This is a genomic window from Sphaerisporangium sp. NPDC005288 (assembly GCF_040607475.1).
Classification (GTDB): Bacteria; Actinomycetota; Actinomycetes; order Streptosporangiales; family Streptosporangiaceae; genus Sphaerisporangium; species Sphaerisporangium rhizosphaerae.
On sequence record NZ_JBEXGT010000031.1, the window covers coordinates 69,199 to 81,250 of the forward strand.

Here is a 12,052-nt window from a genome sequence, read left to right on the forward strand (position 1 = left end):
ACGGGCGGTTCGCGCCGCCGTCAGCCGGCGGGCGCCGTATACGGCGCCTGCACGGTGGTCAATGTGCCGTCTCCGAGGTGGAGCAGGCCGCGCCCCGGCTGCGGCGCGCGGCCGACCAGGCCGCGGGTGAGCCGCACCCCGATCACCTCGCCGTCGCTGAGGCCCTGCGGGGACAGCAGCATCCCGGACCGGTTCCGCTTGACCTGCCCCACCCAGCCGGCGAGCCCGAGTGACAGCGCCTCGGCGTTGCCCGCCAGCACCAGACCCCAGCCGTTCCCCGCGCCGCCGCGGGCGAGCAGCGACAGGTCGGCGTCGATCTCCGACTGCATGAACAGCTCCGCGTCGTCCACGATGATCACCGCGTTGTCCTCCGGGACGTCGCCGAGCGCCGCGCGGAAGTCCGCGACCGTGACCTCCGCGTCGGTGAAGACGGCCCGCACGCCCGGCGTCCCCGCGAGGTCGCGCAGCGGCGAACGGCGCGGCGCGAGGATGATCACGCCCGTCCCCTGTTCCAGCAGCGACCGCGCCACGGTGAGCAGCGCGGTGCTGCGGCCGGTCCGGGGCGGCCCGGCGATGACGAACGTCGGGACGTCGGCCAGGTCGGGGCCGAGGGCGGTCAGCGTGTCCCCGCCGATGGCGACGAGCGGGCGCATCGGCCCCGGGGCGGCGCGCAGCGCCGAGGCGCTCTCGTAGGTGATCCGGTCGGGCAGCAGGTCCAGCCGGATCGGCCGCCGCGACCACGGGACGTCGGCCTCGCGGGCGGTCAGCTCCCCGCCGAGGGCCGTGAGGATGGACGCCTGGGCGGTTCCCGACAGGTCGGGCCCGAGGACGGCGATCTGCACCTCGCTGGTGTCCCGCACCCGGATGCCGCGGCCCGGAGGCGGGTCGGAGGGCGCCGACCGGGAGCTGAGGCCGACCGAGGAGTAGTCGGCGCGGTCGTTCAGCCGCAGGACGATCTTGTCCTCGGTGGTGCCCGCGTACCGGCCCGAGCCGAGGACACGGTCGCCGGCCAGCACGACGTGCAGCCCCACCCCGGCGCCGTCGCGCAGCAGACGCAGCATGCGCTCCAGGTAGCTGCCGTTGTCGTAGCTGTTGAACTCCCGCTCGAACACCTCGAACCGGTCGACCATGAGCACGATGTGCGGCGGCCGTTCGCCGGGGGGCGCCATCCGCCGGTACTCCGCCAGGTCGGCCGTGCCGCGGGCGCCGAGCAGCGACTGGCGGGCGGTCAGCTCCGCGGTGAGCCGGTCCAGCAGGCGCCCGAGACGCTCGATCTGGTTGCGGTCCACGACCGCTCCGCAGTGCGGCAGCGCGGTGAGCGCGTTCAGGGCGCCGTTGCCGCAGTCGATGCCGTACATGTGCACGTCGTCGGCCCCGTGGGCGGAGGCCAGCCCGGCGGCCAGCGTGCGCAGGGTCTGGGAGCGCCCGCTGCGCGGGGAGCCGATGATGTGCAGGTGCCCGGAACGGTCGAGGTCCAGCACCAGCGGGCGCCGCGCCTGGTCGGCGGGCAGGTCGATCAGGCCGTAGTTGACCGGCGGCAGCACCGCGTCCCGGTCGTCGCGCGGCTTGGGCCCGGCGGGCGGCGCCCACTCCAGCACCTCGGGCAGCGGCGGCAGCCACGGGCTGGGCTGGGCGGGCACACCCGTCGCCCGCGCGGCGTCCGCGATGGTCCTCACCAGCACGGCGAGGTCGGTGATGGCCTCCTGCGCGTCCGCCGCGTTCTTGGCGCGGACGGCCGGCGGCAGCGGGCCGCCGAGCTCCGGCCAGCCGACGCCCCGCGCGCGCACCCTCACCTCGGTGGAGGCCACCACCGAGCCGGCCGGCCGGCGCCCGCCCACCCGTCCCGCCTGGAACGGCAGCAGCGCCGAGGGCCCGAGCCGCGCGAACGCGCGGCCGGGCGTGCCGGGGGAGATGGCGCCGGAGTCGGGCGCGTCGATGATGTCGCGGCTCTCGGTGCCGTCGGTCGTGCGCAGCGCGATCCGCAGGTTGGTGTTGGCGCGGATGTCGGCCGTCACCGCCCCGCTCGGCCGCTGGGTGGCGAGCACCAGGTGGATGCCGAGCGATCGTCCGCGCTGGGCGATGTTGACCAGGCCGGAGACGAAGTCCGGCAGTTCCCTGGCCATCGAGGCGAACTCGTCGATCACCAGGAGCAGGCGGGGCAGCGCGGCCAGGACATCGCCGCCACGGGTCCGCTTGTCCAGATAGTCCTCGATGTCCTTCGCGCCCGCCTCGGCCAGCAGATGCTCCCGGCGGCGCAGCTCCGCGCCCAGGGAGACCAGAGCGCGTTCCACCAGGTGGGTGTCCAGGTCGGTGACCAGGCCGACGGTGTGCGGCAGGTCGGCGCACTCGGCGAAGGCGCTGCCGCCCTTGTAGTCGACCAGCACGAACGTCATCTCGTCCGGGCGGTTGACGACGGCGAGGGTGGCCACCAGGGTCTGCAGCAGCTCGGACTTGCCGGCGCCGGTCGTCCCGGCTATCAGCGCGTGCGGGCCGTCCCGCACCAGGTCTACCGAGAAGTCTCCGTCGTAGCCGGCGCCCAGGACGGCCCGCGTGCTCCGCCCCGCCAGCGCCCACCCGGCCGAGATCGCCTCGGACGTGGGCGGCTCGATGCCCAGCAGGTCCAGCAGCCGCACCGAGCCGGGAAGGGCGCTCTCGTCGGTGTCGCCGACGCCCCGCAACGGCGCGAGCGCGCGGGCGAGCCGCTCGTACCAGCCACGCTCGGGAAAGTCCACGCGCACGTTCTCCGGCGCCGCGCCCTGCGCGGTCCGCACCCGGACGCCGTCCTCCTCGACGGCGACCACCGCCGCGCACTCCTCCGGCAGCGACCGCTCCTCGCGGTCCACACAGATCGTGTAGACGCCGACGGCGGGGCCGTCACGCAGCAGGCCTACCACTCCGGGAAGCGAACGCGCCCGGCGGGCCTGGTTGAGGACGACGAGGATGTCGGGCGAGCCCGCCGCCCCGCCGCGCTGCGCGTCCGCCCCGGCCGCCGCGCGCGAGGCCACGAGCTGCCCGAGCTCGCCGATGCGGCGGGCCATCGAATCGCTGGTGGTGCCCACCAGCGCGTAGGCGTCCTCGCCCTGCGGCTGGCAGTGCGGCAGCCAGCGCACCCACGACCAGGCGTCCTCGCCGTCCGGGCCGGCCAGCACGACGATGCGCAGGTCGGACGGGCTGTGCAGGGCCGCGGCCTGCGCGGTCATCCAGCCCGCGAGGTTCGCCGCGTCCTGGCCGGCGACGCCCGTCACCCCGGAACCGCGCAACGGGATCGCCACGGGCACCTGGGTCAGCCAGGGCGTCGTGGTGCGGCGGTACTCCTCCAGGGTCGGGTCCTCGACGCTCAGCGAAGACGGCAGATCGGCGGTGCCCACCCGCACGTCCAGGAAGTCGGGGTCGCGCCATCTGCGCTCCCACAGCCGCTCGGACGGCGACGAGGCCGTCTGCAGCAGCGACGCCGGGTCGGGCAGCGACAGGCGCAGCGCGTTCTGCTCGCGCAGCACCGCGTCGTCCACGGCGGCGCGCACGCGCGCCATGGACGCCTCGTGCTCGCGCAGCTTCTCCTGATAGCTCGCCTGCGTCTGCTTGCGCCCGCCGAACTGGGTCAGCAGCGCGCCGAGCGGCGACAGCAGGGCGAGGAACACGAACGACCAGCGGCCGGTCGTCAGGATGGCGACCAGCGCGCCGCCCACCGGCACCAGCAGGATCGGCAGCAGCGGGATCGGCCGCTTCTCCGGCTTGGTCGGCGCGGTGGGCAGCCGGAACCGGCCGCCGCCTCCGGACGGCCGGAACCGCGGCGGCCGGTTGAACTCAAGGCCCAGGCCGTCCGCCGCCGGGGTCAGCGGCACCCGCCTGCTCACCGGGACGGCGAGCTCCAGCAGGCTGTCGCCCGCGGTGAGCTGACTGCCCTCCGGCCAGGTCGCCGTCCCCGACAGCTCCTTGCCGTCGAGCGACGCCCGGCCGTGCGCCGTCACCTCCACGGTGCCGTCCACCCGCACCCGCGCCCGGGCCGCGATCGGCGGCGCCCCGGCCGACAGCCGGACGCGGCAGGCGGCCCCGCCGCCGATCTCGTAGTCGCCGGGCGGCAGCCGGAAGGACGTCCCGGCCGCCGGCCCGCTGACCACGCGCAACTCGGCCAGGCCCTCGGGCTCCCGCTCCCCGGGAACGGGGACGTCGAGCCCGAGGTCCATGCCGTCACGGACACCGGCCGCGTACAGGGTGGCCGCCGGATCGACCGGCTCGCCACCGATGTAGAGCACCGGACCCGCCGTCCTGGCGTGGCCGCCGAGGTCGACGGCGTTCGCCAGTTCCGCGGCCAGTCGCCCCACCGGAGCGGAGGGGTCGGTGTCCACGGTGACGGCCGTGGAGACCTCCATGTCCAGTGGGGTCCGGACGCTTACGTTCAGACGCACGGTGATCGAGTCCCTTGTGCGAAGCGGACGGGTGAGGGCCGGCGGTGGCCGGCCCGGGGCGGGGCCGCCGCGGCATGGCGCCGTGGCGGCCGGCCGTCAGGACAGGTTCGAGCCGAGCTGGTCGTCGGTCTGCGAGAACGCCTCGCCGACGGCCTTCACGTACTGGCCGATGCCCTGGAGCGACTGGTTCACCGAGTCGAAGCCCTTGGCGAACTCGTCGAAGAAGGGCTGGAACTTCTGCTGCGCGGCCGGGGTGCTGTACCCCTGCGCCAGCAGGTTCTGAATCTTGCCGCGGACCTCGCTGAGCTTGTCCTGGAGCTGCGAGAAGTCGTTGAGCAGCGCCGCCGAGGTGGAGGCGGTCTCGTCGGAGTTGACGGTGAAGTTGGGCATGGTCTCTCTCCTGAACGGTCGTTGTCATCCATCCACCGAAAGGTGGCGGTCTCGTGGGGCCCGTCCGAGGCCGGCCGGGCCGATGGGGTCAGGGGGTGGCCGGTGGCGGCGGGAGGGTGTCCGGGGTCTCGGACACCGTGGGAGACGGCGGAAGCGGCGTGCTCCGCGCCTGCGTGCTCGGCGACGGCGGGGGCGCGTCACCGGACGACGAGGCGGTGGCACTGCTCGGGGAGGCGGTGGCGCCGGTGGGCGACGGCGGAGGTGTGCCGCCGCCCGTCCCAGAGGCGCCGCCCGTCCCGGACGCGCTGCCGGTCGCGGACGTGCCGGACGTCGGCGTGGCCGCAGTGTCCGCGGCGGCCGGGGCCGGACCGGTCGCGGAACTCGGCGCGGACCCCGAGCCCGCCGCCGTCCCGGCGGAGGTGGGGCCCGCGCCGCCCGCGGAATCCGGACCCTGAGCCGCCACCGGAGAGGCGGGGGCGGAAGCGGGGCCCGCGGCCGGTGATGACGGCGCCGCGTCGGGACCGGCGGCCGGTGATGAGGCCGCCGAGCCGGTGGCGGCGGTCGGAGAGGACGGCGCGGCATCGGGACCCGCGGCGGGCGAGGAGGGGCCGGTGCCGGTCGTCGTGGTCGGTGATGCCGGCGGGGAACTCGGAGTGGTGGTGGGCGAGGGGGGCGCGGCGCCGGCACCCGTGGTGGGGGAACCGGGTGCGGCGGCAGGGCCCGCGGCCGGCGATGACGGGGCGGCATCGGGGCCCGTGGTGGGGGAGGGGCCGGTACCGGTGGTCGGAGAGGCCGGCGGGGTGGCGGGGGTGGCGTCGGGGCCCGTGGTGGGGGAGGAGGGGCCGGTGCCGGTGGTCGGTGACGCTGGTGGGGAGGCCGGAGCGGTGGTGGGGGAGGCCGGAGCGGCGTCGGGACCCGTGGTGGGTGTGGAGGGAGTGGTGTCGGGGGGATTGGTGGACGGCGTGGTGCCGGGGGCGTTGTCGCCGGTGGTCGGGCGGGGAGTGCCCTTGGTCGGGAAGATCGAGTCGATCTTGTCGGCGATCGGGCGCTTGCCGACCGAGCCGACGGTCTTCGGCAGGACGTTGCCCGCCTCGCCGGCTATCGCCTCCTTGGGATCCGCTCCCTCGCTGATCGCGACGCCGACCTTGACGGCGGCGGACGCGCCTTCCGGGATCAGCTCCTCGGCCTGCTGGATGGCATTGTCCTTGAACGTGGGCTTGGGCGCGGCGGCGCCGGAACCGGCCGCGCCGGCGGCCGCCGGAGCGGGGGTGCCGGGGGCGTCCGGCCGGGGGGTGAAGGCGCCCCCGCCGAAGTCGCCGCCGCGGCCGGCCTTGACGCCCTTGAAGATCCCGCCGCCGACGGCGGCGGCGGCCGCGCCTCCCAGCAGGTTGCCCGCGGTGATCTCGTCGCCGTTGAGCTTCTTGACCACCGCCTCTTCGCCGACGCCCTTGCCGAACTGGCCGATCGTCCCGGTGATGAGCTTGCCGCCTGGGCTGTCGAAGGCGATGGTGAACGGCTTGCTGGTGGTGAAGGTCTCGCTGATCTTGCTGATGTTGCCGGAGACCGTCTGGAAGAATCCGCCGGACTCCGCGCCGCCCTTGAACAGCCCTGGCGCGATCTTCGTGCCGACGGCGCTGATCCCCCGCCCACCGGCACGGAGTACGGATCCGCCGGGCACCAGGGCGATCAGACCCGCGGCGAAGTCGCCGAGTTTGAAGTCGCCTGTCGCTAATTGCTGGATCGTCTGGAATGCGAACAGCGCCGCGCCGAGGACGAACCCGATCACCGGGAAGAAGATCGTGACGACCGCCACGAGGATGTCGAGAAGGATCTTCACGAACGGGAAGTCCTTGAAGAAGTCCGCGATCTTCTGGAAGAAGTTGCGTTCGGGGATCGCCTTCGCCGCGGCGTCGTCCAGCTCCCGGCCGGCCCGGCTGGAGGCCTGCTCACGCAGGCTCCTGGCCTGCTCGGCGAGGCTCCGGGCGGCGGACATGGTCTGGTTGGCGGCGTTGATGCCGTCTTCCTGCTTGCGGGCCGCGTCCTTCTGCTCGTCGCTCGCGTCCGGGGGCAGGGACGGCGCGCTCTGCCCGGCCGTGCCGGCGACGGGCCCGGCCTGGTCCATCGCGCGGTCCACCTGCGACTGCGCCTCCTGGAGCTGAGAGGCATAGGTCTTGTAGGCGGTCGCGGCCGACTCGAAGGAGTCGCGAGTCTTGGCCAGCTTGTCCGGGAGGGACTTGAGCTGGGCGCGCAGGGCGTCCATCGCCTTGCCGGTTCCCCGCTCGACGGCGCCGCCCTTGCCGAGGATCTGCGCGGCGGTGCTCGCCTGGTCCGCGATCTCCTGGTAGCGGTCGGCGAGTCGCCGGATCTCGTCCGGGTCACCAGGTGTCGGATCAGCCGACATCCCGAGCACGTCGAAGCCCGAGGTATGCCGTCGTGCCACGTGATCCCCCCGAAGTGATGGCTCCTGTCGCCCGATACACGGGGACGGCGGACCGAAGGGTTCATGGTCGGTTGGAAGAAATTCAGGTCGAACTTTCTCCCCTTCCATCACGTGTGCCGGGAAGAGGCGTAGGTCCGAGTGGACCCCGCATGACGTGAGGCCGGCGGGTGCCGTGCCGGGAATGGGTGGGCCACATGGTGAGCGGTCGGTGGGAGAGGGCGCGGCGGGCGGCCATCGTGATCCCGGCTCTGTGGGCGATCGTCTTCTCGGCGTGGACGCCGGTCGCGGCGAACGCCTCCACCGCGACCGCGGTCCCGCCCCCGGGGACGGTCCCCCCGACCGCGGTCTTGTCCGCGAGGATGGTCGCCGCGACCGCAGTCCTGCCCGCGGGGACGGTGCCCGGATTGCGGGCGATGGGCGCCGTCGTCAGCGCGAGGAGCCTCCCTTCCCGCGCGATCTTCTCCGCGACCTCCGCGCGGGACGGCGACGACCTGATCAAGGTGTACGTGGTGCGGACGGCGGAGCGGAACGGCGGGCGACCGGACTCGCTCACCGCCATCGCGGCGCGCACGCTGGGCGACGCCAACAGGGCCGGTGAGATCTTCCAGCTCAACGCCGGGCGCCCCCAGTCCGACGGATCGTCGTTGCGGGATCCGCGCGAACTGCGGCCGGGCTGGATCCTGCGGCTGCCCGCCGACGCCAACGGCCCCGACGTCCAACTCGCCCGCGAGACGGGCACCGGCTCCGGCCAGGGGAACGATTCCGGCCAGGGGAACGATTCCGGCCAGGGGAACGATTCCGGCCAGGGGAACGGCTCCGGCCAAGGGAACGATTCAGGTCAGGGCACCGGCTCTGGCCAGGGTGACGGCTCCGGCCAAGGGAACGGTTCTGGCCAGGGTGACGGCTCCGGTCAGGGGAACGGCTCTGGCCAAGGGGACGGTGCCGGTCAGGGGAATGGTTTCAGCCAGGGGAACGGTGCCGACCAGGGTGGCAGTTCCGCTCAGGGGGACGAGTCCGCTCCCGTGGGCGGCTCGCCCGCCGCGAACGCCGTCGTGCTGCCGCTGCCCGTCGTGCTCTCCGTGCTGGGCGCGCTGCTCCTCGGGCTGCTGACCGCGGCGATCGTGGCCAGGCGGCGGCTCCGGCGGGCGTTCGCCTGGGTTCCGCGACTGATCCGCCGCCTCGGCGAGCCGGCCCGCCGTGCGCGCCGGCTGGCCTACCGCAGGTCGCTGGCCCAGGCCTTCGCCGGGGACGCGGAGGCGCCGCGCCGCGCCTACGCGGCGCTCTCCGAGCTGACCGGCCCGGAAGGGTACCCGGTGCACGCGATGTCGGTGGACGACGCGGGCGTCACCGCGTGGGTGGCGACACGGGACGAACCGCCGGCGCCGTGGCGTGACCTGGGCGGGGCGCGGTGGCGGCGTCCGGCCGACGCCCCCACGCCCGCCGCCCGCCGCGCCCACCCCGCCCCCGGAACCCCGACGCCGTTGCTCGTGCGGGTCGGGGTGGACGACCAGGGCGGCAAGGTGTTCGTGGACCTCAGCCGGCTCGACGGGGTGCTCAGCGTGACCGGCGACCGTGCCGTGGCCGGCGACGTGGTGCGGGGACTGCTCGCCGAGGTGGCGCGGACCGCGCCGGCCACGCCGGTCGCCGTGCTGCCGCGGCCGGGGGCCGAGGCGGTGGCGGTGCCGGCCGGCCTGCCGCGGGTCGAGGCGCCGAGGCCCGGCTCGGCGCCCGTCCTCGCGGGCGCGCGCGGCACGGGGACGCTGCGCGCGGCGGCTCAGCGCCGCCTCCTGCGGGCGTTGCTGGTGGTCCCCGGGCCGCCGACGGGGGAGGAGGCCGCGGACCTGGCCGCGTTCTGCGACCCGGCCACCGGATGGACCGCCCTGGTGAGCGGGGACGCCGACGGCGCCCACTGGCGCTGGCAGGCCCTGCCGGACGGCTCGGTCGAGATCCCCGTGCTGAACCTCACCGTGTCGGCCCCCGCGTGAGCCTCCGGCCGCGTGAGCCCCTGGCCGTGCGAGTGCGGCGGGTCAGGCCATGCCGGACGGCTTGGCGGAGACCCCGTGCCGAGTTCGAGCGCGCCGGCTTCCGCGTGAGCCCCCGGCCGTGCGAGTGCGGCGGGTCAGGCCATGCCGGACGGCTTGGCGGAGACCCTGTGCCTGGTTCGGCCGCGCCGGCTTCCGCGTGAGCCCTCGGCGGTGTGAGCCCGGGTCAGGTCAGGGCGGGGGAGGGCGTGGAGCGCTCGCGTCTTCTGAGGTGGTCCAGGGCGTAGTGCTGCCGGGACTTGGCGGTGCCGACGGGGATGCCGAGGTCGTCGGCCGCCTCCCGGAGGGTGCGTCCGCGCAGGTAGGTGTGCACCAGCACCTCCCGGTGCTCCGCCGACAGCGAGCCGAGCATCTCCGCGACCGCCACCGAGGCCACCACGGCGTCCGCGTGGTCGCGCTGGGTGGGGTCGAACATGTCGGCGCCGGTCACCTCGTGCCGGTGGAACCCGCTCCTGGACCGGTCGATCACGAGGTTGCGGGCGACCGTGAGCAACCAGCCGCGGACCGACCCCTCGCCGTCGCGCAGCCGCTCGGCGTTGTGCCAGGCGCGGACCATGGTCTCCTGCACGATGTCCTCCGCCAGATGGCGGTCGTTCAGGAGCTTCTCGGTGTAGGCCAGCAGGGCCTTCTCGTGCTCTCGCACGAGGGTGCCGAGATGGCGTTCCCGTGTGCCCTCCGCATTCTCCTGCGGCGCGGCCGACGGGGTGCGCGATTGGGACGTTCTCATATTCCCTTCCAGAGGGACCACAGGCCGATCCGTGGCGGATGATCGCGCCGCCACGTGGGGGCGCGCGACCGGGGCCGTGAGCCGGGCAGAGCTTAGGTCGACGCCACTGCCGAAAAAGTGCTGAAATCGGTCATAGGGACGTTCCGCCGTGTCGGTCGGGTGGTGAGGCCATGGATTGGCGTGACGCCGGGCTGATCGGAGTCCTGTACGACGTCGGGATCGAGCACAGGTGGCTGGGCCTGATCGGCGGGCGTGCGGTGTGGGGCGCGGACCTGCGGCGCCACTACCGCGACATCGCCACGCTCGGCTCGTCGGCGGGCCGCGGAGTGCGGGTGCTCGACGTCCCGTGCGGGGGAGGCGTCGCCTTCCGGGGCATCCCCCGGGACGGCTCGTGGCGGTACGTCGCGGTGGACCTCGCGCCGGTGATGCTGCGACGCGCGCGGGCCGTCGCGGAGCGTCACGAACTCGCGAACCTCGTCCTCACGCAGGCGAGCGTGACGGCGCTGCCCTTCGCCGGCGCGACCTTCGACCTGTGCCTGAGCTACTTCGGCCTGCACTGCTTCTCCGACCCGGCCGCGGCGCTCGCGGACATGGCGAGGGTGCTGCGGCCGGGCGGGCTGCTGAGGGGGACGTCGGTGGTGCGCGGTGGCGGTCGGCGGCAGGACGCGGCGATCGCGGTCCTCCGGCGCTTCGGCGTCTTCGGCGAGGTGGGGACGGCGGCGGACCTGGCGTCCTGGCTCGAAGCGGCGGGACTCGGCGAGATCGCCGTCGACCGCGGCGGCGCCGTCGCGTACTTCACCGCCCGCCGCTGACCGTCCTCGCGTGCCGGAGGCCGCACCTGATCGCCCGTGCCGTCACCCTCGCACCCCGTCCCGGCACCCGCTCGCCTTCGTGAGCCGCCGCCGCACCCACCGCCGATCGTCCCCGCGTGCTTCGCCGGCCCCGCGTGCGGCCGACCCGTTGGGGCCGTGTCGTGTGGAGGCCGACCCGTGTGGAGGCCGTGCCGTAGGTGCCGGCCTCTTGTGGGATACATCGTTTGGCGATATATATCGGATATGGCGTTGCGTGAACAGAGCTATCTGATCCTGCTGGCTCTCGCCGAGGGGCCTTCGCACGGGTACGGGGTGATCAAGACCGTGCGCGAGGTGTCGGAGGGGCGCGTCCGCCTTGGGCCGGGCACGCTCTACGGCGCCCTCGACCGCCTCGCGACCGAAGGGCTGGTGCGCGTGAGCGGCGAAGAGGTCGTCGACGGCAGGCACCGGCGCTACTACGAGCTCACCGGTCCGGGCGAGGAGCTCCTCACCGAGGAGACCGCGCGCCTGGTCCGCCTGGCCGCCGGCGCACAGCGGCGGCTCAACCTGCGTGCCCAACCAGGGATGGGGGTGTGACCGAGTGGACGCCTACGAGCGCGCCGCCAGGCGGCTCATGTTGGCCTACCCTCAGCGTTTCCGCGAGTACCGCGGCGACGAACTGCTCGCGACGCTGCAGGACCTGGCCGAGCCCGGTCAGAGTCGGCCGACTTTGCGCGACTCGCTCGACACGGTCCGTGGAGGGATCGCGCTGCGCTTTCGTGAGCATCCACGGCTCGTCGCCTGGCTGCGCTATCGCCTGCTCGACCAGCGACTGCCCTACGAATACCGGTGGTGGGCACGCGACGACCTGCTGAGAGGGCGCCGCGCGTGGCGTGCCACCGTGCGGACCGCTCTGTCGCCGGTCGTGGTGCTCGTGCTGCTGTGGATGACCGACGGGCCGCGGCCCTGGGGCTTGCTGCCGGCGGTACTGGTGGGACCGGTGGCGGTGTGGGTCATCAGCTGGCTGGAGGACGAGCGGCGGCGGCGCAAACTGATGGCCCTGCACGAGTTCCGTGCGGACGGCACGCCCATGCCGCCCGTGTCGCCCGGCCGGACCGGCGGGTGCTCGGGATACCCGCGCCCGACGAGAGGCCGGCGGGCCGGGGCGTGACCGCTGGGAGATGGGGCCGGCGTCGACCCGGCCGGTGACCTCGTTCCGCGTGGCCCGTCCGAGCCGCGTGGCCTGTCCGAGCCGT

Annotated in this window: 8 protein-coding genes; 4 read left to right on the plus strand and 4 right to left on the minus strand. The window is 74.5% G+C overall.

Annotated elements, in window-relative coordinates; translation table 11 throughout:
* Positions 1 to 20: 20 nt before the first annotated feature.
* The 3 genes from ABZU32_RS26755 to ABZU32_RS26765 form a co-directional block, all read right to left on the minus strand.
* A complete protein-coding gene (locus ABZU32_RS26755; protein WP_354926202.1) occupies positions 21 to 4,406 on the minus strand; it encodes an FtsK/SpoIIIE domain-containing protein in 4,386 nt (1,461 codons plus the stop codon).
* 96 nt (positions 4,407 to 4,502) lie between these two features.
* A complete protein-coding gene (locus tag ABZU32_RS26760) occupies positions 4,503 to 4,796 on the minus strand; it encodes a WXG100 family type VII secretion target (RefSeq protein WP_354851990.1) in 294 nt (97 codons plus the stop codon).
* A gap of 88 nt (positions 4,797 to 4,884) precedes the next feature.
* On the minus strand, positions 4,885 to 7,236 hold the full coding sequence (locus ABZU32_RS26765) for a putative T7SS-secreted protein (protein ID WP_354926204.1): 2,352 nt from the start codon (positions 7,234 to 7,236) through the stop codon (positions 4,885 to 4,887).
* Positions 7,237 to 7,430: 194 nt separating this feature from the next.
* Between ABZU32_RS26765 and ABZU32_RS26770 the strand changes: the two genes are divergently transcribed.
* Positions 7,431 to 9,221 (plus strand): hypothetical protein, encoded by a 1,791-nt coding sequence (locus ABZU32_RS26770; protein WP_354926206.1) that lies wholly within the window; start codon positions 7,431 to 7,433, stop codon positions 9,219 to 9,221.
* A gap of 223 nt (positions 9,222 to 9,444) precedes the next feature.
* Here the strand turns inward: ABZU32_RS26770 and ABZU32_RS26775 are convergent, their stop codons facing one another.
* Entirely contained in the window at positions 9,445 to 10,005 is a 561-nt protein-coding gene (locus ABZU32_RS26775; RefSeq protein WP_354926208.1) for a sigma-70 family RNA polymerase sigma factor, read from the minus strand.
* 170 nt (positions 10,006 to 10,175) lie between these two features.
* Here ABZU32_RS26775 and ABZU32_RS26780 point away from each other — a divergent pair, with 170 nt between their 5' ends.
* The 3 genes from ABZU32_RS26780 to ABZU32_RS26790 all read left to right on the plus strand — a co-directional run bounded on the left by ABZU32_RS26780 (position 10,176) and on the right by ABZU32_RS26790 (position 11,967).
* A complete protein-coding gene (locus ABZU32_RS26780) occupies positions 10,176 to 10,817 on the plus strand; it encodes a class I SAM-dependent methyltransferase (protein ID WP_354926210.1) in 642 nt (213 codons plus the stop codon).
* Positions 10,818 to 11,060: 243 nt separating this feature from the next.
* Positions 11,061 to 11,393: a PadR family transcriptional regulator gene (locus ABZU32_RS26785; RefSeq protein WP_354926212.1), complete on the plus strand. Its 333-nt coding sequence runs from the start codon at positions 11,061 to 11,063 to the stop codon at positions 11,391 to 11,393.
* A 4-nt stretch (positions 11,394 to 11,397) separates the two neighbouring features.
* Complete coding sequence (locus ABZU32_RS26790; RefSeq protein WP_354926214.1) at positions 11,398 to 11,967, plus strand: DUF5313 family protein; 570 nt, start codon at positions 11,398 to 11,400, stop codon at positions 11,965 to 11,967.
* Positions 11,968 to 12,052: the final 85 nt, after the last annotated feature.

Excerpts from the sequence above, each read along its gene's own strand:
- ABZU32_RS26780 (WP_354926210.1), top strand. The coding sequence starts at position 10,176 with ATGGATTGGCGTGACGCCGGGCTGATCGGAGTCCTGTACGACGTCGGG.
- ABZU32_RS26770 (WP_354926206.1), top strand. The coding sequence starts at position 7,431 with ATGGTGAGCGGTCGGTGGGAGAGGGCGCGGCGGGCGGCCATCGTGATC.
- ABZU32_RS26760 (WP_354851990.1), bottom strand. The coding sequence starts at position 4,796 with ATGCCCAACTTCACCGTCAACTCCGACGAGACCGCCTCCACCTCGGCG.
- ABZU32_RS26775 (WP_354926208.1), bottom strand. The coding sequence starts at position 10,005 with ATGAGAACGTCCCAATCGCGCACCCCGTCGGCCGCGCCGCAGGAGAAT.
- ABZU32_RS26785 (WP_354926212.1), top strand. The coding sequence starts at position 11,061 with ATGGCGTTGCGTGAACAGAGCTATCTGATCCTGCTGGCTCTCGCCGAG.